Origin of the sequence: Streptomyces sp. NPDC035033, assembly GCF_040636735.1 — a bacterium.
Lineage (GTDB): Bacteria > Actinomycetota > Actinomycetes > Streptomycetales > Streptomycetaceae > Streptomyces.
Map to the genome: position 1 here is coordinate 34,740 of NZ_JBEZUZ010000016.1, position 24,153 is coordinate 58,892.

At 72.2% G+C, this 24,153-nt stretch carries 20 protein-coding genes and 1 tRNA gene; 14 read left to right on the forward strand and 7 right to left on the reverse strand.

Features of this window, described 5'->3' with window-relative positions:
* Positions 1-17 precede the first annotated feature (17 nt).
* The 4 genes from AB0E83_RS09745 to AB0E83_RS09760 all read right to left on the reverse strand — a co-directional run bounded on the left by AB0E83_RS09745 (position 18) and on the right by AB0E83_RS09760 (position 5,026).
* On the reverse strand, positions 18-395 hold the full coding sequence (locus AB0E83_RS09745; protein ID WP_362108407.1) for a VOC family protein: 378 nt from the start codon (positions 393-395) through the stop codon (positions 18-20).
* Positions 396-405: 10 nt separating this feature from the next.
* Positions 406-1,410, reverse strand: a complete 1,005-nt coding sequence (locus AB0E83_RS09750) for a cellulose-binding protein (RefSeq protein WP_362108409.1) — start codon at positions 1,408-1,410, stop codon at positions 406-408.
* A gap of 123 nt (positions 1,411-1,533) precedes the next feature.
* A complete protein-coding gene (locus AB0E83_RS09755) occupies positions 1,534-4,020 on the reverse strand; it encodes an SUKH-4 family immunity protein (RefSeq protein ID WP_362108411.1) in 2,487 nt (828 codons plus the stop codon).
* 7 nt (positions 4,021-4,027) lie between these two features.
* Entirely contained in the window at positions 4,028-5,026 is a 999-nt protein-coding gene (locus AB0E83_RS09760) for an SMI1/KNR4 family protein (RefSeq protein WP_362108413.1), read from the reverse strand.
* Positions 5,027-5,345: 319 nt separating this feature from the next.
* Here AB0E83_RS09760 and AB0E83_RS09765 point away from each other — a divergent pair, with 319 nt between their 5' ends.
* Positions 5,346-5,858, forward strand: coding sequence for a YwqJ-related putative deaminase (locus AB0E83_RS09765; protein ID WP_362108415.1), 513 nt, complete (start codon positions 5,346-5,348; stop codon positions 5,856-5,858).
* A 9-nt stretch (positions 5,859-5,867) separates the two neighbouring features.
* The gene (locus AB0E83_RS09770; protein WP_362108417.1) at positions 5,868-6,371 is read left to right on the forward strand and encodes an SUKH-3 domain-containing protein; all 504 of its coding nucleotides are present in this window, start codon (positions 5,868-5,870) and stop codon (positions 6,369-6,371) included.
* Positions 6,372-6,485: 114 nt separating this feature from the next.
* Here AB0E83_RS09770 and AB0E83_RS09775 read toward each other — a convergent pair whose 3' ends face one another.
* Positions 6,486-7,787: a histidine kinase gene (locus AB0E83_RS09775; RefSeq protein ID WP_362108419.1), complete on the reverse strand. Its 1,302-nt coding sequence runs from the start codon at positions 7,785-7,787 to the stop codon at positions 6,486-6,488.
* A 128-nt stretch (positions 7,788-7,915) separates the two neighbouring features.
* On the opposite strand from AB0E83_RS09775, the gene AB0E83_RS09780 reads away from it, so the two are divergent.
* The 8 genes from AB0E83_RS09780 (at position 7,916) to AB0E83_RS09815 (ending at position 14,590) form a co-directional block, all read left to right on the forward strand.
* Positions 7,916-8,788, forward strand: a complete 873-nt coding sequence (locus tag AB0E83_RS09780; RefSeq protein ID WP_362108421.1) for a hypothetical protein — start codon at positions 7,916-7,918, stop codon at positions 8,786-8,788.
* Positions 8,789-8,794: 6 nt separating this feature from the next.
* A tRNA-Gln gene (locus AB0E83_RS09785) sits at positions 8,795-8,865 on the forward strand.
* Between the two features lie 110 nt (positions 8,866-8,975).
* Positions 8,976-10,424: a bifunctional UDP-N-acetylglucosamine diphosphorylase/glucosamine-1-phosphate N-acetyltransferase GlmU gene (glmU, locus tag AB0E83_RS09790; protein ID WP_362108423.1), complete on the forward strand. Its 1,449-nt coding sequence runs from the start codon at positions 8,976-8,978 to the stop codon at positions 10,422-10,424.
* 121 nt (positions 10,425-10,545) lie between these two features.
* Positions 10,546-11,520 carry a ribose-phosphate diphosphokinase gene (locus AB0E83_RS09795; protein WP_030494695.1) on the forward strand — a complete coding sequence of 325 codons (975 nt, stop codon included), beginning with the start codon at positions 10,546-10,548 and terminating at the stop codon, positions 11,518-11,520.
* Positions 11,521-11,766: 246 nt separating this feature from the next.
* Entirely contained in the window at positions 11,767-12,354 is a 588-nt protein-coding gene (locus AB0E83_RS09800) for a 50S ribosomal protein L25/general stress protein Ctc (protein ID WP_362108425.1), read from the forward strand.
* 91 nt (positions 12,355-12,445) lie between these two features.
* The gene (gene pth, locus AB0E83_RS09805) at positions 12,446-13,042 is read left to right on the forward strand and encodes an aminoacyl-tRNA hydrolase (protein WP_362108427.1); all 597 of its coding nucleotides are present in this window, start codon (positions 12,446-12,448) and stop codon (positions 13,040-13,042) included.
* A 63-nt stretch (positions 13,043-13,105) separates the two neighbouring features.
* The gene (locus tag AB0E83_RS09810) at positions 13,106-13,549 is read left to right on the forward strand and encodes a hypothetical protein (RefSeq protein WP_362108429.1); all 444 of its coding nucleotides are present in this window, start codon (positions 13,106-13,108) and stop codon (positions 13,547-13,549) included.
* Positions 13,550-13,732: 183 nt separating this feature from the next.
* Positions 13,733-14,590, forward strand: a complete 858-nt coding sequence (locus AB0E83_RS09815) for an LPXTG cell wall anchor domain-containing protein (RefSeq protein WP_362108431.1) — start codon at positions 13,733-13,735, stop codon at positions 14,588-14,590.
* Positions 14,591-14,662: 72 nt separating this feature from the next.
* Here the strand turns inward: AB0E83_RS09815 and ppc are convergent, their stop codons facing one another.
* Positions 14,663-17,392, reverse strand: a complete 2,730-nt coding sequence (gene ppc / locus AB0E83_RS09820; RefSeq protein WP_362108433.1) for a phosphoenolpyruvate carboxylase — start codon at positions 17,390-17,392, stop codon at positions 14,663-14,665.
* 234 nt (positions 17,393-17,626) lie between these two features.
* Here ppc and AB0E83_RS09825 point away from each other — a divergent pair, with 234 nt between their 5' ends.
* The 4 genes from AB0E83_RS09825 (at position 17,627) to AB0E83_RS09840 (ending at position 23,108) form a co-directional block, all read left to right on the forward strand.
* On the forward strand, positions 17,627-18,610 hold the full coding sequence (locus AB0E83_RS09825; protein WP_362108435.1) for a fatty acid desaturase: 984 nt from the start codon (positions 17,627-17,629) through the stop codon (positions 18,608-18,610).
* On the forward strand, positions 18,607-19,287 hold the full coding sequence (locus tag AB0E83_RS09830) for a TetR/AcrR family transcriptional regulator (RefSeq protein ID WP_362108437.1): 681 nt from the start codon (positions 18,607-18,609) through the stop codon (positions 19,285-19,287). Before AB0E83_RS09825 ends, AB0E83_RS09830 begins: the two co-directional genes overlap by 4 nt.
* Positions 19,288-19,475: 188 nt before the next feature.
* Positions 19,476-21,167: an FG-GAP-like repeat-containing protein gene (locus tag AB0E83_RS09835; protein ID WP_362108439.1), complete on the forward strand. Its 1,692-nt coding sequence runs from the start codon at positions 19,476-19,478 to the stop codon at positions 21,165-21,167.
* Between the two features lie 234 nt (positions 21,168-21,401).
* Entirely contained in the window at positions 21,402-23,108 is a 1,707-nt protein-coding gene (locus tag AB0E83_RS09840; protein ID WP_362108441.1) for a VCBS repeat-containing protein, read from the forward strand.
* A 75-nt stretch (positions 23,109-23,183) separates the two neighbouring features.
* Here the strand turns inward: AB0E83_RS09840 and AB0E83_RS09845 are convergent, their stop codons facing one another.
* A complete protein-coding gene (locus AB0E83_RS09845; protein ID WP_362108443.1) occupies positions 23,184-24,020 on the reverse strand; it encodes a trans-aconitate 2-methyltransferase in 837 nt (278 codons plus the stop codon).
* Positions 24,021-24,153 lie beyond the last annotated feature (133 nt).

Here is a 24,153-nt window from a genome sequence, read left to right on the forward strand (position 1 = left end):
TATCTCCCGCCCGCCGCTCACCGGCGGCGGGGCTTCCGGGGCGAGACGCAGAAGGGGTGGCCGGCCGGGTCCAGGAGCACGCGCCACAGGTCGGGGCGCGGCTGGTCCGGCGGGACGGTCGCGCCGAGCGCGGTCAGTCCGGCCACCGCCTCGTCGAGGTCGTCGACCTCGAAGTCGAGGTGGAGCTGGGCCGGGACCGCGCCGGTGGGCCAGGTCGGCGGGCGGTGGTCCTCGGCCCGCTGGAAGCCGAGGACCGGGCCGTCCTCCCCGACCAGGCCCGCGAAGCCGTCGTCCGAACGCTCGTGCAGGGCCAGGCCGGTGGCCTGCGCGTAGAAGGCGGCGAGGGCGAGGGGGTCGGGGCAGTCCAGGTTCACGGCCGTCAGTCGCATGCGCATGGGCGCGAGCCTAGGAGCCGGCGCCGCCCTCCGGCGCGGGCTTTTCCGTCACCTCCGGCTCCTCCGCCTTCTCCGCCTTCTCCGCCTTCTCCGGCTCCTCCGGCTCCTCCGGCTCCTCAGGCTTCTCCGTCTTCTCGGCGGCCCCGTCGGGCCTTGGGCCCGTCACCCGGCCCGTCAGGGCGGCCAGCGAGGTGCGGATGTGCTCCATGTGCGCGTGGATCTCGTCGCGCGCCTCGTCGTGCTCGCGCAGCACGCGCTCCGTCTCGCGCTCGGTCCGCTCGGCCTTCAGCCGGGCCTCCGCCAGGATCTCCCCGGCCTTCGCGTCGGCGTCCTCCTGGCCGTGCCGCGCCTCCTCCTCGGTGCGGGCGAGGGCCCGGCGGGCCTCCTCCAGACGGGCCTCGGCCGCGGCGACCAGCTCGGCGTGCCGGGCGTCGAGCTCGGCGGCGGCCGTCTCGGCGGCGCGCTCGGCGTCGGCACGGGCGACGCGGTGCTCCTCGGCCTGGCGGGCCAGGAGCTCGGCCGCGCGGTGCCCGGTCTCCTCGTACGCCTCCGCCGCCGCGGCCCGGGCCCCCTCGGCGTCGCGGCGGGCGACGGTCTCCAGCTCCTCCGCCCGTCCACGGGCGGCCTCCAGAGTCGCCCGGGCCTGCGCCTCGGCCGCGGTCCGCACCCCCTCCGCGTAGGCGTCGGCCGCCTCGCGCGCCTCCCGCGCCGCCGCGTCCGCCGCCTCCGCGATCGCCTGGGCCTCCGCCTCGGCCGCCCGGACGAGCCGCTCGTCCTCCTGCTCCGCGAGCCTCAGGATCTGCTGCGCGGCCTCGCCCAGCTCCTCGTACCGCTGCGGCTTCAGCGCCGCCACGGCCTCCCGCAGCCGGGCCAGCTCGGCCTCCAGCTCCTCGGCGAGGACGGTGAGCCGCGCGGCCCGCTCCCACGCCTCGTCGCGGTCCTCCGACAGCGCGGCGAGATAGCGGTCGACCTGCTCCGGGCGGTACCCCCGACCCCGTCCGACGGCGAAACTCATCTGGCGTCCCTTCCCTCCGGTCCCCTCCAGGATGCGCCATAAGAACGGACAAAAGGCGCCCGACGTGATCACACATCGAGCGCCCTTCGTCACATTCCGCCTAAGGAGGCGTCAGGAGAGACGTCAGAGCAGACCGTCCCACATCTGCTCCAGCAGCACCGACCACCAGTTCTCCGGCGACGACAGCGCCGCCGGATCCAGCATCGCCAACTGCGCCTGGAAGTCCACCGTCCACCGGCCCGCCTGCTCCGGCGTCAGCCCGAACCGCAGCCGCCACATCCGCCCGAGCAGCGCCATGCACCGCACGAACTCCGGCAACCCCGTGTTCACGAACTGCGGCGGCACCGACGCCCCGCCCGGCCCGGCCTCCACCGGCACCGCCACGATGTGCGCGGTCCCGTACTGGACGCAGATCGCCCGCCCGAAGTCCGACCCGAGCACCAGGTACGAACTCGCGTCCGGCGCCGCCGCGACCTGCCGCTGCGCCGCCAGCTCCGCCAGCGTCGGCACCACCGGCACGGCCGGCTGCGCCCAGAAGAACGGCCCGAAGTCCGCCGGCAGCCCCGCCCACATGAGCGTCACCGCCACCAGCTCCGGCACCCCCTGCCGGGACACCGCCCGCTGGTCGAACCGCAGGATCCCCGGCCCGAACGCGCCCGCCAGCTCCTGCGCCACGCCCTCCGGCGGCACCGGCGGCGCCGGCTGCACCTGCGGCAGCGGGGCCCGTACCGGGGCCGGACGCGCCGGACCGTCCGCCACCTGATGCAACTCACCCTGATGTGTGAGGAGTTGACGCATGCCCTGCTGCCGGCCCGCGTGATCGCGACCGTACGGGGCGATGCTCGTGATCCGCGCCTGCGGCCACGTCTCACGGATCATCCGCGCGCAGTAACCACCGGGCAGCTCACAGGACTCCAGCTCCGTGTGCAGCTCCAGCACCTGCTGCGGCGGCACGCCGAGCCCGCGCAGCTCGTGCAGGATCTGCCACTCCGGATGCGGCGTGCCCGGCGCCGAACGCCGGATGATCTGCTGCTCCGAACCGTCCGGCGCCCGGTACCGCAGCACCGCCTGGTACCCCGGACCGACCGTCGGCACCCCGGCCGGCGGCTGCTGCGGATACCCGTACGCCGGAGCCGGCCCACCAGGACCCGGAACCGGCCCCGGACCGGGGACCGGCGCCGGACCGGGAGGCTGCGGGGCCGCCGGAGCGGGCCCCGGCGGAGGCGGCGGCGCCCCCACACCGGCACCCGGACCACCCGGACCCGGCTGGGCCAGCATCGTCGGCGCGTGCTCGATCCCGTGCGCCGGCGTCCCCGGACCCCCGGGAGCACCCGGCGGCGGAGGCGGAGGCGGCGGCGCCGCCGGACCGCCCCCGGGACCGGCCGGCCCCGGATGCGCCAGCATCGTCGCCGCGTGGTGCACCGGCTGCGGCGGCGTCACCGGACCCGGCGGCGCCGGCGGCGGAGGCGGACCCGGCTGCGCCGGCCCCGGAACGGGCGGCGGCGTCTGCGGAGTCAGCTGCGTCGGCACGTACGCCGGCGTCGGCGCCGGCCCGCCCGAGGAACCGCCCGGCACCCCCGGCGGAGGCGGCGGCGCGACCGGAGCCGCAGCCGCCTTCTTCGGCGGCAGCGTCGCCTTGCTCGTCGCCGCGTCCGCGATGTCCCCCGCACCCGGCACGACCGGCGGAGCCGCCGGAGGCGGCGGCGTGGCACCCGGCGGCGCGGGCGCGGCCGGATCCAGACGCGGCGCCACGGCCGTCTTCGGCAGCGCGCTGCCACCCTGCATCAGCGCCGTCGGCGCGTCCGCGCCCACCACCGGCGGCGGCGCGTCCTCGTCGTCGGCCCCCGACAGCGGCGGCGCGAACACCGTCGCCGGCAGCGGCACGCCCTCCACCCCGCCGGAACTCGCGTTGGCGTCCACCCACGGACTCCCCGGCGGCGTCACCGCAGGCGTCACCGACGGCGTCGCCGGAACCCCGTCCATCGCCGTCGGCTCGTACTCCGCGTCCGCCCCCTCGGACGACACGGAGGAAGAAGAAGAGGAAGAAGAGGCAGAAGAGGACGAAGAGGACGAAGAAACAGAAGAAGGGGAATCGGCGGGAAGCGGGATCGGCGACGCGGGCGTCTCGGACCCCGCCGACGACACCGACACCGGCTCCGCGTCCGCCCCGGAATCCGCCTCCGCCTCCGCCTCGGCCTCCCCCCGCTCCTCCTGCGAGGCGTTCGGCCGCTGCGGCAGACCGATCTTGTCCGCCGCGTCCTGCAACCACTCCGGCGGACTCAACAGGAACGACGTCTGGTTCAGGTCGATCCGCGCCGCCGGCGCCGCCGGAACCGGAGCCGCCTCCTCGGCACCCCCGTACTCCTCCTCGTACCGCCGGATCACCTCGCCCACCGGCAGCCCCGGCCACAGCGTGGCCTCACCCGAATCCCGCGCGATCACCAGCCGCTGCCGGCCCGCGTCCGACGTCGGACCGCCCTCGCGGTCCTCCGCCCACACCACGAAACCCAGCCCGAACTCCCGCACCCGCACCTCCTGGTGCTGGTACGGCGGCAGATCACCGTTGATCCACTCCTCGGCGCGCTCCTGCGCCTGCGCGAACGTCACCACAGCCGGCTCACCCTCCCACCGGGGCCACGGGCACGGCGCGCGCGAAGCCGCCGTCCACCATCAGGTTCGCGACCGTCTCCAACTCCGGCGGATTGCCCGCGAGACGCAGCAGAAACGCGTCGAAGTCCACACCACAGGGAAGCAACAACCGCTCCACCCGCTCGTTCACCGACCAGCCCGCGGCCTCCTCGCCGCCGTCCCGCGCGTCGTCGTACGCGCAGAACCACACCGAACCGGCCCCGGCACCCCGCACCTTCACCGCGATCAGACCACCCTGCACGAACGCCACCCCCAGGTAGTCCTTCGTCAGATGGTCCCGCAGGCACTTGTTCACGTAGACGAGGTCGTTGACCCCCGCCTCCTCGCGCACCGTGAAGAACGGCTGGTCCACCAGGAGCCCCAGCTCCGCGTCGAGCGCCGCGCCCACCGGAGCACAACCGCCCGCCGCCTTCAGGAACGAGCGGTACGCCCCCGGCAGCCGGTACCCCAGATCCTCCTCGACGCCCTGCAACTGCTGCTCCGACACCGCCACCCGGCCCTTCGGCAACCCGAAGTGCACCGGACGCGTCTCCTGCAACGGCCGCGTACCCCGCTTGGAATGGTCCACCGCCGCCGTCGCCACACCACCGTGGTGCCGCAGCAACGCCTTCACCTCGACCGGCACCAGCTCCAGCCGGCGCGACCCCACCACGTGGTGCCACGTCCAGCCGTGCGGCGTCGCCACCGCCGGAATCGTGTCCCACAACTCATGACCGGTCGCCGCCATCGCCGCGTTCGCCGACACGTAGTCCGTCAGCCGCAGCTCGTCGACACCGAAACCCTCCGGAGGCTCCGCGACCTCCGCCGCCGCACGCGCGTACGGCGAGAAATCCGGGTAACCCCGCTCGTCCACCCGCACCCCGCGCGGATGCCGCGAAGCACGCACCGGATCCGGGAAACGCACGACCTGCCCGGCATAGGCCGCGTTCGGTGGCGCGGTGGACTGCCCGAGCCGACCTGTCGTCATGGCGGTTGCTCCCTGCATGGCGTCACTGGCTGCTACTGCTTGCTACTGCTTGCTCCTCCGACCAGACACCACCGCGCACAGCGGCACCCGACCGGTCCCGCACAGCCTATGCGCTGCCACAAGACCACGAACCGGCCCGCGCCCCCGCCGCCCCACCCCACACACGCACCGTCACCAACCGTCACGAACCCATGACAGGCCGACCACGGCTCCGACACACCGGCACGTCGAAACCCCCACCCAGCTTCCCCATATGGCTCCCTATTTGGCAGGCTGTGCACCGCAACTCGGGGGATTGCAGGAGGGGAAGACCAGCACCATGTACGCCAGCACGACGCCCACGCAGGGTGACCCACGCCTCAACTGGAGCAGCGACACCGACACCGGTCGCGCCCCCTTACTGCTCCACCGGCGCGACGGCATCCTGCCCGCCGTCGGCGCCGCCCTGTCCGTCCGCGGCGAAACCCTCACCTGCACCGCCGGCCGCGGCGACACCCCGCCCGTCCTCCACGCCCTCGTGCAGGACTTCCTCGACACGCTCACCAGCGGCCAGCGGGAACGCTTCACCGGACGCTGCCCCGAAGCCATCCTGCTCTCCCGACACCTCACCGCCGCCGAGAACAACCGCTCCAAGCGCGCCCAGCGCAAGCCCCTCACCCACGGCGAGGCCCGCCGCAGCCTCAAGCACGCCAAGATCACCGCACGCCGCATCCGCGAGGACGGCGACCCCCTGCACGGCAGCTACTCCGCACCCTGCCGCTCCTGCGCCGCCCTCCTCGACCACTTCGGCGTCCGCAGCGTCGCCCCCGCCCCGCCCTCCGAGAACGGCTGACCCCGCCCCATGCCCGACCACCCGCACCCGCACCTCAGCACCACCCGCTTCCCCGTCAACGTCGACGCCGCCCTCCGCGACGCCGGCTGGCAGCCCGGACGCTGGGACATCAAACTCGCCGAGGAATGGGCCGACACCCTCCGCGCCCACGTCTCCCCCGCCGGCCACCGCCACAGCGTCTTCCCCGCCGTCGTCGAGGCCTGGGCCGAATTCGGCGGCCTCCACCTCACCGCCCCCGGCCACGGACGCCAGATAGCGCCCGCCACCCTCCGCTTCGACCCCCTCGCCGGCCTCCACCTCGCCCGCACCCTCGGCGACCTCGGCCGCGCCCTCGGCACCGAACTCGCCCCCCTCGGCGAAGAAGGCGACCACCAGGCCGTCCTCGCCATGGACACCGAAGGCCGCGTCTACAGCCTCGACCACACCGGCGACTGGTACCTCGGCCGCGACATCGACGCCGCCCTCGCCGCCCTCGTCACCGGCACCCGCCCCACCCGCCTCACCACCGGCTGACCCCGCCCGCACGCCAGACCCGGTCCGCGGACGGACCCCGCCCGGTCCCGCACGGCAGCCCCGGCCGCACGACAACCGGCCGCACGGCAGCCCCAGCCGCACGGCAGCCCCGGCCTAGGCCCGTACGGGAATCACCGCCGACACCTTGAAACCGCCCGCCTCCGTCGGCCCCGACACGAACACCCCGCCCAGCCGCACGACCCGCTCCCTCATCCCCACCAGACCGTTCCCCCCGCTCGGCAGACCCGCGTCCGCCGCACCCGCGTCCGACGGACCGTTCTCCACCTGCACCGCCACCTCCGACCCCCGGTGCCCCAGACGCACCACGACCTCCGCCCCCGGCGCGTGCTTGTGCACGTTCGTCAACGCCTCCTGCACCACCCGGTACGCCGTCCGCTCCACCTCCGGCGGACACTCCCCCGGCTCCCCCACCACCACCAGCTCCACCACGGCCCCCGCCAGCCGCGACTGCTCGCACAACCCCTCCACCGCGGCCAGCCCCGGCCCCTCCTCCGACGCCGCCGCCACCGCCGCGGCCGCCGCGGCCCGCCCCACCGCCGCCAACGGCACCGCCGCCGGAACCTCCGCCGGCGCCTCCTCCCGCAGCACCCCCAGCATCTCCCGCAGCTCCGTCAACGCCTGGCGCCCCATGTCACCCACCAGCGCCGCGTTCCGCACCGCCTTCTGCGGATCCTTCAACGCCACCGCCTGCAACGCCGCCGCGTGCACCACCATCAACGACACCCGGTGCGCCACCACGTCGTGCATCTCCCGCGCGATCCGCCGCCGCTCCTCCTGCCGCGCCCACTGCGCCCGCTGCTCCGCCCGGTCCGCCAGCAGCGACAACTCCTGCTCCAGCGAGTCCGCCCGCTCCCGCAGGCTCTCCATCAACCGCCGCCGCGCCCCTATGTAGAGCCCGAACAACAACGGCGGAGCATTCAGCCCCAGCGTCATGAAGAGCGCCATCACCGGCACGTACCAGGTGCTCGGATCGAAGTCGTCGGCCTGCGCGGCGATGTCCCGCCGCATCTCCACCGCCGTGACGACGAACACCGCCACCGTCGCCATCCCCGCCAGCACCGCCGTGTACCGCCGCGGCACCTCCGACGCCGCCAGCGTGTACAGCCCGACGACCCCCATCAGGAAGCCCATCTCCGCCGGCGCCACCGCGATCGACACCAGCACCACGGTGATCGGCCACCGCCGCCGCACCAGCAGCACGGAACCCACCAGGAACCCCAGCAGCGCCCCGACCGCCTCCGGCACCCCCGCCTTCCCGGAGAACGCCACCCCCTCGGCGGCGCACTCCACCGCCGACACCAGCGCCAGCCCTCCGTCGAGCACGACGCTCCGCCGCCGCGCCCACCACCACGTCCGCGCGCCCGGCGCGTCCCGATCTGCCCCCGTTGCGGTCATGCCCCCACCCTAAGGTCGCCCCCCGACGAAATCCGCAGGACGTCAACCTCCCGCACACCAGTCCCTCGAACTGTTGAATCGCCGAAGTTTTCGACACGGGCGTCCGCATACCGGACGAAGCTCGTCACATGACCACGGAACTCAGCCGTTACGCCGACTTCGAGAACCTGCGCGCCCAGGCGGTCGCCCTCCGCCGCGAGGGCCTCAGCCTCCGCCAGATCCGCGACCGCCTGAAGATCTTCAACAACGACCTCCTCCAGCGCCTGGTCCAGGGCGAACCCCCTCCGGAATGGACGAAGCGCCCCCGCGCGAAGGACGACCTCCGCGACCGCGCCCGCGAGCTCCGCCTCCAGGGCATGACCTACGACCAGATCCAGGTCGAACTGGGCTGCTCGAAGAGCTCGATCTCCCTGTGGGTGAGGGACCTGCCGAAACCGGAGCGGAAACGGTCCCGGGAGGAGGCTTCCGAGATCGCCCGGCGCGGGTGGGAGCCGACGATGCTCCGGCGCGAGGAGCAACGGCGAGCGACCAAGCTCGCTGCGGCCGAGGAGATCGGCGCCATGTCGGACCGGGAACTCTTCATCCTCGGCGTGGGGCTCTACTGGGCCGAGGGCACGAAGGACAAACCGCACGCGCGGCGCGAACGCGTCACCTTCGTCAACAGCGACCCCGGAATGGTGCGGGTTTTCAGCGCCTGGCTCGACCTCCTGGGCATCGAGCCCGAACGCCGGACCTACAGCCTCATGATCCACGAGACTGCCGATGTGGCCGAGGCCGAGCGCTACTGGGCAGAACTCGTCGGCGCCGATCCATCCCGCTTCAACAAGACGACCCTCAAGCGCCACAATCCGAAGACGGTCCGCAAGAACGTCGGGGCGGAGTACCGGGGATGCCTCGTCATGCGCGTTCTGGGCAGCGCCGACTTGTACCGTCGCATTGAGGGCGCCTGGTACGGCATAGTAGGGGCCGCAGCCGGTCCGGATCAGCAGAAACGGACATAAGGCCCATCCCGGGTCGTCTAAGGGCAAGACGGGAGATTTTGGCTCTCCATATGGGGGTTCGAGTCCTCCCCCGGGAGCTCGCTGGGTTCGGGCCCTGACCTCCCAGGTCAGGGCCCTTGCTCATGTCCGCCCCCCGACCCCCCGGTATCCTTCGTGCGTCCACCACCCAAAGCCGAAGGGCATATCCGTGAGCGCCAACCGCCCGGCAGCCGTCGTCGTCCTCGCAGCGGGTGAGGGCACCCGCATGAAGTCCAAGACCCCGAAGGTCCTGCACGAGATCGCCGGGCGTTCGCTCGTCGGGCACGTCGTGTCGGCCGCGCGCGAGCTGGAGCCCGAGCACCTCGTGGTGGTCGTGGGGCACGCGCGGGAGCGGGTGCGGGGGCACCTGGAGGAGGCGTACCCGGGGACCCGTACCGCCGTGCAGGAGGAGCAGAACGGCACCGGGCACGCGGTGCGGATGGCGCTGGAGGAGCTGGGGGCGGCGCCCGAGGGGACCGTGGTCGTGGTCTGCGGCGACACCCCGCTGCTGTCCGGCGCGACGCTGCGGGCGCTCGCGGGGACGCACGCCGCCGACGGGAACGCGGTGACCGTGCTGACGGCCGAGGTGCCGGACTCCACGGGTTACGGGCGGATCGTGCGGGACCCGGAGAGCGGGGCCGTGACGGCGATCGTCGAGCACAAGGACGCCTCGCCGGCGCAGCTCGCGATCCGGGAGATCAACTCGGGCGTGTTCGCCTTCGACGGCGCGCTGCTCGCCGAGGCGATCAAGCAGCTGCGGACGGACAACAGCCAGGGCGAGGAGTACCTCACCGACGTGCTGTCGATCCTGCGGGAGGCGGGGCACCGGGTGGGCGCGTCCGTGGCGGCCGATCACCGGGAGATCCTGGGGATCAACAACCGGGTGCAGCTGGCGGAGGCGCGGGCGCTGCTGAACCGGCGGCTGGTCGAGGCCGCGATGACGGCGGGCGTGACCGTGGTGGACCCGGCGTCGGTGGTGCTGGACGTGACGGTGACGTTCGAGCCGGACGCGGTGATCCACCCGGGGACGCAGCTGCTGGGTGCCACGCACATCGGCGAGGACGCGGAGGTCGGTCCGAACACGCGGCTGACGGACACCACGGTGGGCCGGGGCGCGCGGGTGGACAACGCGGTGGCGGTGTCGGCCGTGATCGGCGAGGGCGCTTCCGTGGGTCCGTTCGCCTATCTGCGTCCGGGTTCGAAGCTGGGTGCGAAGGCGAAGGCCGGTACGTACGTCGAGATGAAGAACGCGACGCTGGGCGAGGGCACGAAGGTCCCCCACCTGTCGTACGTGGGCGACGCGACCATCGGTGAGTACTCGAACATCGGCGCGGCGAGCGTGTTCGTGAACTACGACGGCGTGGCGAAGCACCACACCACGATCGGGTCCCACTGCCGGACCGGGTCGGACAACATGTTTGTGGCTCCTGTCACGGTCGGGGACGGCGCTTACACCGCTGCCGGGTCCGTGATCACGAAGGACGTGCCGGCCGGTGCGCTGGCCGTGGCCCGGGGCCAGCAGCGGAATATCGAGGGTTGGGTCGCGCGGAAGCGGCCCGGCAGCGCGGCCGCGCAGGCGGCCGAGGCGGCCTCGGAGGGGGCGGGCGGCGAAAGCTGACCGGAAACGGGTACGTCGAAGTCGGCGTACCGTGATACGTGCACACAAATTCGGCTGGTTCGCACACGCGCACGGGAGCGCGGGGTCTTGCGGCCAGAGAACAGTCTGAGGAGACAGTGCTGTGACCGGGATCAAGACGACCGGCGAGAAGAAGCTGATGCTCTTCTCCGGCCGCGCCCACCCCGAGCTGGCCGAGGAGGTCGCACACCAGCTGGGTGTCGGTCTCGTTCCGACCAAGGCGTTCGACTTCGCCAACGGTGAGATCTACGTCCGCTTCCAGGAGTCGGCGCGTGGCGCGGACTGCTTCCTGATCCAGAGCCACACGGCTCCGATCAACAAGTGGATCATGGAGCAGCTGATCATGATCGATGCTCTGAAGCGGGCCTCGGCCCGGAGCATCACCGTGATCGTCCCGTCGTACGGCTACGCCCGTCAGGACAAGAAGCACCGTGGTCGTGAGCCGATCTCGGCCCGTCTGGTGGCGGACCTGATGAAGACGGCCGGCGCGGACCGGATCCTGACGGTGGACCTGCACACGGACCAGATCCAGGGCTTCTTCGACGGTCCGGTGGACCACCTGTCGGCGCTGCCGGTGCTGGCGGACTACGTGGGCGGCAAGGTCGACCGTTCGAAGCTGACGATCGTCTCCCCGGACGCGGGCCGTGTGCGGGTCGCCGACCGCTGGTGCGACCGGCTGGACGCGCCGCTGGCGATCGTGCACAAGCGCCGTGACAAGGACGTCGCCAACCAGGTGACCGTCCACGAGGTCGTCGGTGACGTGAAGGGCCGTGTGTGCGTCCTGGTGGACGACATGGTCGACACGGGCGGCACGATCTGCGCGGCGGCCGAGGCGCTGTTCGCGCACGGTGCCGAGGACGTGATCGTGACGGCGACGCACGGCATCCTGTCGGGTCCGGCGGCGGACCGGCTGAAGAACTCGAAGGTGAGCGAGTTCGTGTTCACGGACACGCTGCCGGTGCCGGGTTCGCTGGAGCTGGACAAGATCACGGTGCTGTCGATCGCGCCGACGATCGCGCGTGCGGTGCGCGAGGTGTTCGAGGACGGTTCGGTGACGAGCCTGTTCGAGGAGCACTGAGCCTCGAAGTCTGTGTGGAGGGCCGTCTTCCCCGTTCGGGGGAGGCGGCCCTCCGGCGTCGTGCGGTCCGTGATCCATTTGGGGGGCGGGGGGCGTGCGGTTAGACTGCTGAGGTTGCTCGGCGAGGGAGGCCGTACCCGTTCTCGGGTCGGCGACTCCGTTATCGACGCGCTCTTCGTAGCAGGCCATCGCCAGTCGGCGGCCGGGTGACAGTCACAGTCGTCACCACCATTACGAGGAGTGCACATGTCCGAGGTGAAGCTCGCCGCCGCCGTCCGCACCGAGTTCGGCAAGGGCGCCGCCCGCAAGATCCGTCGTTCCGGCAACGTCCCCGCGGTCGTCTACGGCCACGGCTCGGAGCCGGTCCACATCACGCTGCCGACCCACGACACCGTCATGGCGCTGCGTACCCCGAACGTCCTGCTCTCCCTGGACATCGAGGGCCGCAACGAGCTGGCGATCCCGAAGGCCGCCCAGCGCGACCCGCTGAAGGGCTTCCTGGAGCACGTCGACCTGCTCATCGTGAAGCGCGGCGAGAAGGTCACCGTCGAGGTTCCGGTCGTCGCCGAGGGCGAGCTGGCCGCCGGCGGCAACCTGCTGGAGCACGTGCTGAACACCCTCTCGGTCGAGGCCGAGGCCACCCACCTGCCGGAGTCCGTGACGGTCTCCGTCGAGGGCCTGGAGGCCGGCGCGTCCGTGACCGCCGCCGACATCACCCTGCCGAAGGGCGTCACCCTGGTGACCGAGGCCGACGCCGTGGTCCTCCAGGTCCTGGCCGCCCAGGCCGAGGAGCCGGCCGCCGAGGCCGAGGGCGACGAGGCCGCCGAGGCCTGAGCCGTAGGCTCTTGTCCGACGTGACGGGGTGACGGGCCGTGCGGCCCGTCACCCCGTTTCTTTCTGTGGTGCTACGGATGGGGAGTTTCCGATGACCGACGACGTGAACGCGCCCTGGCTGATCGTCGGCCTCGGCAATCCGGGGCCGGAGTACGCGGGGAACCGGCACAACATCGGCTTCATGGTGGTGGATCTGCTGGCGGAGCGGATCGGCGGGAAGTTCAAGCGGGCGCAGAAGGCGCAGGCGCAGGTCGTGGAGGGCCGGCTGGGTCCGGTGGGTCCGGCGAACCGGCGGGTGGTGCTGGCGAAGCCGATGTCGTACATGAACCTGTCGGGCGGTCCGGTGACGGCGCTGCGGGACTTCTACAAGGTGCCGACGGCGCATGTGGTGGCGGTGCACGACGAGTTGGACATCGACTACGCGACGCTGCGGTTGAAGCTGGGCGGCGGGGACAACGGGCACAACGGTCTGAAGTCGATGACGAAGGCGATGGGTCCGGACTACCACCGGGTGCGGTGCGGGATCGGGCGTCCGCCGGGCCGGATGCAGGTGGCGGACTTCGTGCTGAAGGACTTCTCGTCGACGGAGCGCAAGGAGCTGGACTGGTTCGTGGACCGGTCGGCGGACGCGGTGGAGTGCCTGGTGACGGAGGGGCTGGAGCGGGCGCAGTCGGCGTACAACTCCTGAGGCGGGTCGCGGGGTTTCCCGTGACCGTCGATTTTCGGCCGTACGGTTGTACGATCGCGGGTCATGACGCACGTCCGTAACGCCGCCATGGTCCTCATAGCCGTTCTGCTCGTCGTGGCGGGGGTGTGGGCGTCGTGGGGTTCGGCGCAGCACGTCCTGCTGTCGAAGGGGCGGGAGCACGGGACGCTGACGGTGACGGGGTGCACGGACGACACGTGCAGCGGGACGTACGTGCCGGAGGACGCGGGTTCGCCGCGGCGGACGCTGACGATCGCGCGGTCGGTGGCGGCGGGGCCGGACGCGGTGCTGCCGGTGGTGGTGAAGCCGGGGACGGACGAGGGCGTGCGGACCGGCTGGGGCGGTCGGCTGCACGCGTGGCTGCCGCTGGGCGGGGCGCTGGTGCTGGCGGCGCCGCTGGTGGCGGGGGGTCTGCGGATGCCGCGGACGGCGTGGGGTGTGGCGGGTGCGGGCGGGGCGGTGCTGGTGGCGACGTTCCTGGTGCTGTGACGTACCGGTGGGTCCGACCGGATTCAACCAGTTTCTGGCGCGATCGTTATGCGCCTCTGGGTTAAGCGTGACTTAAGGCGACGGATAGGCTGCCTCCGCCACCTCCCACGGCATCCCTCATCCACAGATGGACGACTGCACATGCGACGTTCCCTCATACCTGCCGCCACGTTTGTCGCGGCCATGGCGGGCTCCCTGATCCTCGCGCCGACGGCCTCCGCGACCGGTGGCGAGTACGAGCTCAAGCTCCACCAGCCGACCCCGATCAAGGCCGCCAAGTTCGAGCAGGGCAAGTGCCCCACGGTGCCGGCCGACAAGGACGGGTGGCACTTCGTCATCCCCGGCGGCGGCACGGACTTCGTCAAGCTGACGGTCACGTTCGACAACGGTGCCCCGATCGAGATCACCTCCTTCGGTCCGCCGAAGGACGACCACGCGTACGTGGCCTCGGAGCCCGGCGCCGAGCTGACCTCCGCCGTCGCGATCGTGAAGGGCGGGGAGGAGAAGTTCTTCAACCTGTCCCACACCTGCGCGGCCACCGGTGGCACCACCGGTGAGACGACGACCGGTGGGACCAGCACGGGCGAGACCACGACCGGCGAGACCACCACGGGTGAGACCACCACGGGTGAGACGACGACCGGCGAGACCACCACGGGTGAGACCACCACGGGTGAGACGACGACCGGCGAGACCACCACCGGTGAGACCACCACGGGTGAGACCACCACCGGTGAGACCACGACCGGCGAGACCACGACGGGTGAGACCACCACGGGTGGGGCGACCGGTGAGTCCACCGCCACGGGCGGGACCGCCGCGACCGGTGGTTCCGCCACCGGCGAGACCACGGCCACCGGCGGCGACGCCGCCACGGGCGAGGTCAAGGGCGAGACCGACACCAAGGGCGGCTCCGAGGAGGGCAACCTCGCGGAGACCGGCTCCAGCGCGCCGATCGGCGTCCTGGCCGGCGTCGCCGCCGCGCTCGCGGCCGCCGGCGCGTTCCTGGTGATGCGCCGCCGCAAGGCCGCGCAGGGCTGACGCGCCCCGCGTACGCGAAGTGCCCCCGCGGGTTTCCCGTGGGGGCACTTCCCTTGCTCCGGCGGGCCGGGGTCAGCCGGTGTTGCGGAGGCCCGCGGCCACGCCGTTGACGGTGAGGAGGAGGGCCCGGGCGAGCAGCGGGTCCGGCTCCTCGCCGGCCGCGACGGCGGCGCGCTGGCGGGCCAGGAGGGCGACCTGGAGGTAGGAGATCGGGTCCAGGTAGGCGTCGCGGATGGCGAAGGTCTGCTGGAGGACCGGGTTGGAGTCGAGGAGCTTCTCGCCGCCGGTGACCTTGAGGACCTCCTCGACCGTGAGCGCGTGCTCGGCCTCGATCGTGTCGAAGACGTGCTTGAGCTCGTCCGGGACGAGGGTGTCGACGTAGTGGCGGGCGATCCGCAGGTCGGTCTTGGCGAGCGTCATCTCCACGTTGGAGAGGAAGTTGCGGAAGAAGTGCCACTGCTCGTGCATCTCGCCGAGGACGGCGTCGAGGCCGGCCTCGCGCAGGGCCTTGAGGCCGGAGCCGACGCCGAACCAGCCGGGGACGATCTGGCGGGACTGGGTCCAGCCGAAGACCCACGGGATGGCGCGCAGGCCGTCGAGCGAGACGCCGGAGCCGGGGCGGCGGGAGGGCCGCGAGCCCAGGTGCAGGTCGGCGAGCTGGTCGACCGGCGTGGAGGCGAGGAAGTACGTCGGGAGGTCGGGGTCCTCGACGAAGGCGCGGTAGGCGGCGTGGGCGGCTTCGGAGACGACGTCCATCGCCGCGTCCCAGCGGGCGAGGGCCTCGTCGGACTGGCGGGGGGCGGTGTGCAGGGCGGAGGCCTGGAGGGTGGCGGCGACGGTCAGTTCCAGGTTCTCGCGGGCCAGCGAGGGGATGAGGTACTTGTCGGAGATGACCTCGCCCTGCTCGGTGACCTTGATCTCGCCCTCCAGGGTGCCCCAGGGCTGGGCGAGGATCGCGTCGTGCGAGGGGCCGCCGCCGCGGCCGACGGTGCCGCCGCGGCCGTGGAAGAGGCGGAGGCGGACGCCGTAGCGGTGGGCGACGTCGCGGAGCCTGCGCTGGGCGCGGTGGATCTCCCACTGGCTGGTGGTGATGCCGCCGAACTTGGAGGAGTCGGAGTAGCCGAGCATGACCTCCTGGACGTCGCCGCGCAGGGCGACGAGGCGCCGGTAGGAGGGGTCGGCGAGCATGTCGTTGAGGATGACGTCGGCGGCGCGGAGCTCCTCGGTGGTCTCCAGGAGCGGCACGATGCCGATCTTGGCCCAGCCGGCGTGGAGGTCGATGAGGCCGGCCTCGCGGGCGAGGACGGTGGCGGCGAAGACGTCGTCGGCGCCCTGGCACATCGAGATGATGTAGGACTCGATGACCTCGGGGCCGAAGCGCTCGAAGGCTTCCTTGACGGTGTGGAAGACGCCGAGGGTCTTCTGGCCGGCGGCGTCGAGCGGGGCCGGAGTGGGGGCGAGCGGGCGGCGGGAGCGGAGCTCCTTGGCGAGGAGGCGCTGCCGGTAGTCGCGGGGCATGTCGGCGTAGCGCCAGGACTCCTCGCCGAGGCGGTCGAAGAGCTGGCCGAGGGCGTGGTGGTGGGCGTCGGCGTGTTCGCGGACGTCCATGGTGGCGAGCTGGAGGCCGAACGCCGACAGGGTGCGGATGGTGCGGTCCATGCGGCCGTCGGCGAAGAGGCCGCCGCGGTGCTCGCGCAGGGAGGTCTGGATGAGGGTGAGGTCGCGGATGAGTTCGGCGGTGCCGAGGTAGTCGCGGCCTTCCTGGTGGGGGGTGCCGGCGGCGAGGCGTTCGCGGGTGTTGAGGAGCTTCTGGCGGACGCAGGTGGCCTTGAGGCGGTAGGGCTCCTCGGCGTTGAGGCGCTTGTAGCGGGGGCTGATCTCGGGGAGGAGGTCGAGGTCGCGCTGGAGGGAGTCCAGGAGTTCCTGGGTGGCTCCGGTGTAGCGGATGGAGTTGGAGAGCAGGCCGCGGAGGTAGTCGACGAGTTCGAGGGCGTCGGTGATGCCGTGCTCGTGCTGGAGGATCAGGATGTCGCGGGTGACCTGGGGGGTGACGTTGGGGTTGCCGTCGCGGTCGCCGCCGATCCAGGTGCCGAAGGTGAGGGGGCGGGTGCCGGCGGGGAGCTCGTAGCCGACGCGCTCCAGTTCGGCGGCGAGGTCCTCCAGGACGTCGCCGACGGCGCCCGCGTGCAGCTCGTCGAGGTAGTAGATGGCGTTGCGGGCCTCGTCGGCGGGCTCCGGGCGGACGACGCGGAGTTCGTCGGTCTGCCAGATGAGGTCGATGTTCTCGGCGAGGCGGAGGTCGTGGCGGCGCCGGTCGGAGTCGATGACCGGGGTCTCCAGGAGGGCGCCGATGCGGCGGAGCTTGTTGAGGACGGAGCGGCGGGCGGCCTCGGTGGGGTGCGCGGTGAAGACGGGGCGCACGTTGAGGTTCTTGACCGTCTCGCGGACGTGGGCGGGGTCGCCGTCCTTGAGCATGTCGGCGGTGCGGGCCAGGAGGCCGCCCTCGGCGGCGCGCTTCTCCCGGAGCTCGCGGCCGCGGTGGACCTGCTCGGTGACGTTCGCCAGGTGGAAGTAGGTGGAGAAGGCGCGGACGAGCTTGGCGGCCGTCTCCAGTTCGACGCCGCGGAGGAGCTCGGCGGCGGCGTCGCCGTCCTCACGGGTGAGGCGGCGGACCTTCTCGACGAGGTCGAGGAGCTCGTGGCCCTCCTGGCGTACGAGGGTCTCGCCGAGGAGGTCGCCCAGTCGGCGGATGTCGGCACGCAGCTCGGCGTTGGTGGTGGGAGTCTGGTCGGCACTGCTCACAGGTGCGGCTCCTTGCAGTGTTCAAGCACGTCTGGAGGGTTCTGGAGGCTTGCGGACCGCGCTGTCCGACGCTCCCAGGATAGGTGTCCATTCCCTGGACGTCGGCGAGGGTCCCGCTTGTGCCCTCTTGCCGCGTGCCGCCGCGCTGCCATACTTACGTCGCCGTAGGTTACGGAGCCGTAGCCTCGGTCCGATCTTTCCGCACCCACCCCACCCTCACCCCCAGGGACACGTATGACCACCAGCCCCGAGGTGACCTCGGCGTCCGAGGCGACCGATCAGGCCCAGGCCCTCCCCTCCGCCACGCTCGGCGGGGACAGCAAGCGTTCCATCGAGCAGATCACCCTGCTGCTGTTCATCACGGTGCCGTTCGCGGCGCTGGTGGCTGCGGTGCCGCTGGCCTGGGGCTGGGGGGTGAGCTGGCTGGACCTGGGGCTGATGACGGCGATGTACTACATCGGCTGTCACGGCATCACGATCGGCTTCCACCGGTACTTCACGCACGGTTCGTTCAAGGCGAAGCGGCCGCTGCGGATCGCGCTGGCGATCATGGGGTCGCTGGCGGTGGAGGGTCCGCTGGTGCGGTGGGTGGCGGACCACCGCAAGCACCACAAGTTCTCGGACGCGGAGGGCGACCCGCACTCGCCGTGGCGGTTCGGGGAGACGGTCCCGGCGCTGATGAAGGGCCTGTGGTGGGCGCACATCGGCTGGATGTTCGACGAGGAGCAGACGCCGCAGCACAAGTACGCGCCGGATCTGATCAAGGACCCGGCGATCCGGCGGATCTCGCGCCAGTTCGTGCTGTGGACGATCGTGTCGCTGGCGATCCCGCCGGTGGTGGGCGGTCTGGTGACCTGGTCGTGGTGGGGCGCGTTCACGGCGTTCTTCTGGGGTTCGCTGGTGCGGGTCGCGCTGCTGCACCACGTGACGTGGTCGATCAACTCGATCTGTCACGCGGTGGGCAAGCGTCCGTTCAAGTCGCGGGACCGTTCGGGGAACGTGTGGTGGCTGGCGGTCCTCTCCTGCGGCGAGTCGTGGCACAACCTGCACCACGCGGACCCGACGTCGGCCCGGCACGGGGTGCTGAAGGGGCAGGTGGACTCCAGCGCGCGGCTGATCCGCTGGTTCGAGCTGGCGGGCTGGGCGACGGACGTGCGGTGGCCCGCGCGGTCCCGTATCGACGCCCGGCGGCAGGCCGCGCCCTCCGACGCGGCATGATGGACGACGTGGCGATCGACGGCAGTTCCAGCAGCAGCGGCGAGCAGAAGCCCCGGCGTGGCCGGCGGGTGAGGATGACCGGCGCCGAGCGCCGGGAGCAGCTTCTGGACATCGGCCGGACGCTCTTCGCCGAGAAGGGGTTCGAGGGCACGTCGGTGGAGGAGATCGCGGCGAAGGCCGGGGTCTCGAAGCCGGTGGTGTACGAGCACTTCGGCGGCAAGGAGGGGCTGTACGCGGTCGTGGTCGACCGGGAGATGCGGCAGCTGCTCGACGGGGTGACGGGGGCGCTGACCGCCGGGCACCCGCGCGAGCTGCTGGAGCAGGCGGCGTTCGCCCTCCTCGACTACATCGAGAACTACACGGACGGGTTCCGGATCCTGGTCCGTGATTCGCCGGTGGCGCAGTCGACGGGCACGTTCGCGTCGCTGATCAGTGACATCGCGACCCAGGTCGAGGACATCCTGGGTCTGGAGTTCAAGGCCCGCGGCTTCGATCCGAAGCTGGCGCCGCTGTACGCGCAGGCGCTGGTGGGGAGCGTGGCGCTGACCGGCCAGTGGTGGCTGGACGTCCGCAAGCCGAAGAAGGCCGAGGTGGCGGCGCACCTGGTGAACCTGGCGTGGCACGGTCTGGACGGTCTGGAGCAGAAGCCGCGGTTGATAGGGCACCGGAAGAACTGAGGGGGCCCCGGCCGGGGCGCCGACCTGACGGATGACGAGGAGCTTCGTCGCCGTCCCGACGGTCAGGGCTATGATCCCCCCACATCCGGGGGGGTGTCCGCCCTCCGCACGTGCCCGTCCGCCGTGTGGAGGCGCCGCGGAGCCCTGCCCTGGAGGCCTGTTCTCACATCCCCAGGGGGGGATCACCTTTGCGTACCGCTTTCTCCCTGCGCGGCCGCCGTGTCGCCGCGTGCACCGCGCTCGCCCTCTCCGCCGGCATGCTGCTGGCGGCGCCGGCGTCGGCCGACGTCCCGGCGCCGCTTCCGGCGGTCGAGCGGCCGTCGGTCCCGGTCGAGCTGCCCCGCCGGTCCTTCACCGTCCCGTCCGCCGACCGGGCGGGCGCCGCCGCGGTCACGGGTGACGCCCAGCCGCTCGCGGACCTGAACAGCGACGGCTGGGAGGACGTCGTCTTCCGCGCCATGGACGGCAAGCTGTACTCGGTCCTGTCCGACAACGGCGGCGCGGAGTTCCTTCCCCACCGTTCCGAGGTCGCGAAGGACGTCATCCCGATCGGCAACCAGGGCGGGAACAACATCCGCCCCGAGGTGCTCGTGCTCTCCACCACGGGCACCCTGACGATGTATCAGGACGCCCACCGGGACAGCTTCGACTACGAGTGGACCGTCGGCACCGGCTGGCAGATCTACAACAAGGTCTTCTCCCCGGGCGACCTGAACGGCGACAAGCGCGCCGACGTCCTCGCCCGCACCCACGCCGGTGAGCTGTACGTGTACCTGGGCACCGGCCACATGACCGGTCCGCTCTCCACCCGGAAGCGGATCGGCGGCGGCTGGGGGGTCTACGACCAGCTCGTCGGCGTCGGCGACGCCACCGGTGACGGCAGGGGCGACCTGTACGCCCGGGACACCGCCGGCCGCCTGTGGTTCTACGCCGCGACCGGCGACCTGAGCCGTCCGTTCGCCCCCCGGCGGGCCATCGGCCAGGGCTGGAACACGTACAACCAGCTGCTGTGGGCGGGCAGCGGTGCCCTCGCCGCCCGTGACGACACCGGCACGATGTACCTGTACGACCCCCGGGGCGGCGGGTTCCTGGCGCCGCGCCGCAAGGTGAGCGACACCGGCGGCTGGGCGGGGGTCGCGCAGTTCGCGAACTCCGGCAGCCTCCCGCACACGGGCAAGGGGGGCGTCTACGCCCGCACCCGCGCCGGCAACCTGTACTGGTACGGGGTCACCACCCGGGGCGTCCTGGGCTCCCGGGCGCAGCTGACCGAGGACGGCGGGTGGAACGACGTCGTCCTCTTCCACCCCTCCTCGCTCGACGCGGACAACCACGCCGAGTTCGGCTGGGTCCACGAGGGCCGTCTGGGGATCGGCGGCAACGTCATCGGCTCGGGCTGGGGCGTCTACGACGCCCTAGTCGGCCCCGGTGACCTGAGCGGCGACGGCAAGGGCGACCTGCTGGCCCGGGACCGCTCGGGCGTCCTGTACCTGTACCGGGGCAACGGTCACGCCACCGGGTTCGCGTCCCGGGTCCGGGTCGGCGACGGGTGGAGCGCGTACGACCGGCTCGTCGGCGCCGGTGACTACACCGGTGACGGCCGGGCGGACCTGCTGGCCCGTTCGAAGGCCGGCGACCTGTACGTGTACGCCGGTACGGGCAGGGCGAGCGCACCGTTCAAGGGGCGGGTGAAGATCGGCGGCGGCTGGGGCGCGTACAAGCACCTCACGGCCCCCGGTGACCTGAACGCCGACGGCAAGGCGGACGTGCTGGGCATCACCCACGGCGGCGCGCTCTACCGCCACCTGGGCTCCGCGCCCGGCAAGTTCGCCGCGCGGAAGCAGCTCGCCACGGGCTTCGACATCTACAACTCCTTCTCCTGACGCCCGGGGCCCGCGGGCCCCGGACCTCCGGACAGCCGCGTCCCGCACCGGTGCTCCCGGTGCGGGACGCGTTGTTCGAAATCCGTTGGCCGCGATGTCGGCGGCGGGGGCTACACTCACGCTCATATCCGGGTGGATGTTCGCCACTCGCACACCACGACGTGTGCGGAGGCGTCGCGAACCTGCCCGGGTCCCTTTCTTTTCTTCGTTCCCCAGGGGGGGATTTTGCGCTCCATGTTCTCCGGGCGTGGCCGCCGTGTCGCCGCGTGCACCGCTCTCGCCCTCTCCGCCGGCATGCTGCTGGCGACCCCGGCCTCGGCCGACGACTCCGACGCGGCCGCGCGCCTCTTCGCCGAGAAGCGGCCGGCCGCCACCGACGGCCCGAAGAAGAGCCTGCCGCAGGCGGGCTCGGCCCGCGCCGGCGCCTTCGCCGCCGAGGCCGTCTCCCCGCTCCTGTCCGACCTGGACGGCGACGGCTCCGAGGACGTCATCTACCGCGACGCGGACGGCTTTCTGAACGCGGTCGTCGGCGACATCACGTGGCCGTTCGGCGACTGGAGCAACCCGGTCGCCGCGCTGGACGTCATCCCGATCGGCAACCAGGGCGGCACCACCCTGCCCGAGGTGCTCACCGTCTCCACGGACGGCACGCTCACCCTGTACAAGGACAACAGCGAGACGGGCAGCGTCGACGCGGCCGGCGAGCCCCGCCCCGGCGTCCGCGTGGGCGGCGGCTGGCAGATCTACAACAAGATCGCCTCCCCCGGCGACGTCAACAACGACGGCCGCGCCGACGTGATCGCCCGCACCCCGGCCGGTCAGCTGTACCTGTACCTGGCCACCGGCGACCTGGCCAAGCCGCTCGGCGCCCGCGTCCTCGTCGGCTCCGGCTGGGGCGCGTACGACCAGCTCGTGGGCCTCGGCGACGGCAACGGCGACGGCCGCGCCGACCTGTACGCCCGTGACACCGCCGGCACCCTGTGGTTCTACTCCGGCACCGGCGTCACCTCCAGCCCGTTCGCCTCCCGCAAGTCCATCGGCGGCGGCTGGAACGTCTACACCCAGCTCGTGGCCGGCGGCGACGGCAGCCTGATGGGCCGTGACCTCGGCGGCACGCTCTACGGCTACGCGCCGAACGGCAACGGCACCCTCGCCCCCCGCGTGAAGGTGGGCGAGACGGGCGCCTGGGCGGACGCCGCCCAGATCGCCAACTCGGGCACCATGCCGTACCTGGGCCGTGACGGCGTGCACGCGCTGACCCCGGGCGGTTCCTGGTACTGGTACCAGAACACCACCACGGGCAAGCTGGCTCCGCGCCTCACCATCGACGACGAGAACTCGTTCCCGGACGACAACCTGTTCGGCGTGGCCTCGATGAACAACGACGGCATGTCCGACCTCGGTCACATCGTCTACGGCTACTTCTTCATCGACGCCGCGGAGATCGGCTCCGGCTGGAGCATCTACAACTCCGTGGTCGGCCCCGGTGACCTGACCGGCGACGGCAAGGGCGACATCATCGCCCGGGACAAGAGCGGCGTCCTGTACCTCTACAAGGGCAACGGCCTGGGCACCGCCCTCGCCACCCGCGTGAAGATCGGCACCGGCTGGCAGATCTACAACAAGATCGTCGGCGCGGGCGACTACACCGGTGACGGCCGCACGGACATCGTGGCCCGCACCACCGGCGGCGACCTGTACGTCTACCCGGGCACCGGCAGCGCCACCGCCCCGTTCAAGACCCGCGTGAAGGTCGGCTCCGGCTGGGGCGGCTTCAAGCAGCTCGCCTCCCCCGGTGACCTGAACGCGGACGGCAAGGGCGACCTCATCGCCGTGAACGGCGCGGGCGAGCTGGTCCGCTACCTGAACACCGCGCCGTCGAAGTTCGCTCCGGCGGTCAAGATCGGTACGGGTTACCAGATCTACAACCGCATCGGCTGACGCCTCCCGGCACCCGCGGGCGCCCCGCACCGGATCCCTCCGGTGCGGGGCGTCCGCGCGTTCCTGCCGGGGCGGTCAGCGGGGCTTCCTCGCCACCGCGAAGATGCGGCGGAAGGGGAAGACGATGCCGTGCGGGCCCGGGGGGTAGGCCTCGCGGAGGAGGTCGCGGTACTGGGTGAGGAAGGCGTCGACGGCTTCGCGGTCGTCGCCGAGGGTGGTGAGGACGGGGCGCAGGGCGGTGCCCTTGACCCAGTCGAGGACGGGGTCCTCGCCCTGGAGGAGCTGGCAGTAGACGGTCTCCCAGGTCTCGGTCTCGCAGCCGAGGGCGGTCAGGCGGGTGAGGTAGTCGGCGGGGTCGAGGACGTGGACGAAGCGGCGGCCCTGGTCGCCGAGGCGGGCGCGCCACTCGGGGCGGGCGCACAGGTCGCCGAGGAGGGCGTGGCTGGGGGAGGTGAAGTTGCCGGGGACCTGGAAGGCGAGGGTGCCGCCGGGGCGGAGGCCGTCGATCCAGGCGGCGAAGGACTCGGGGTGGTTGGGGACCCACTGGAGGGCGGCGTTGGAGACGATCAGGTCGTAGGGCTCGTCGGGGGTCCAGTGGGCGGCGTCGGCGGGGCGGAAGTCGAGCCAGCCGCCGCCGGCGGTGGTGCCGGCCCAGTCCTTCTCGGCCTGCTGGAGCATCTCGGGCGAGAGGTCGAAGCCGGTGATGTGGGCGTCGGACCAGCGGTCGGCGAGGAGGGCGGTGACGTTTCCGGGGCCGCAGCCGAGGTCGGCGATGCGCGCGGGCCGGTCGTGGGCGGGAAGCCGCGGTATTCGGTGGAGGAGATCGAGGAAGGGACGGGTGCGGTGGGTGGAGTGGCGCAGGTACTGCCGCGGGTCCCATACCGGCGCGGCCGCGGATTCCACGGAATGCATGTTCGAAGCCCCCTTGCAGGCGCGGATTGCCTAAGCGGAACGGTGTTCCGGCCGGGTCCTTCCCCATTGTTCGCCCGACTATATCTCGACATCAAGATTCATGAGATCGAGAAACTCGAATGCAAGAGACTTT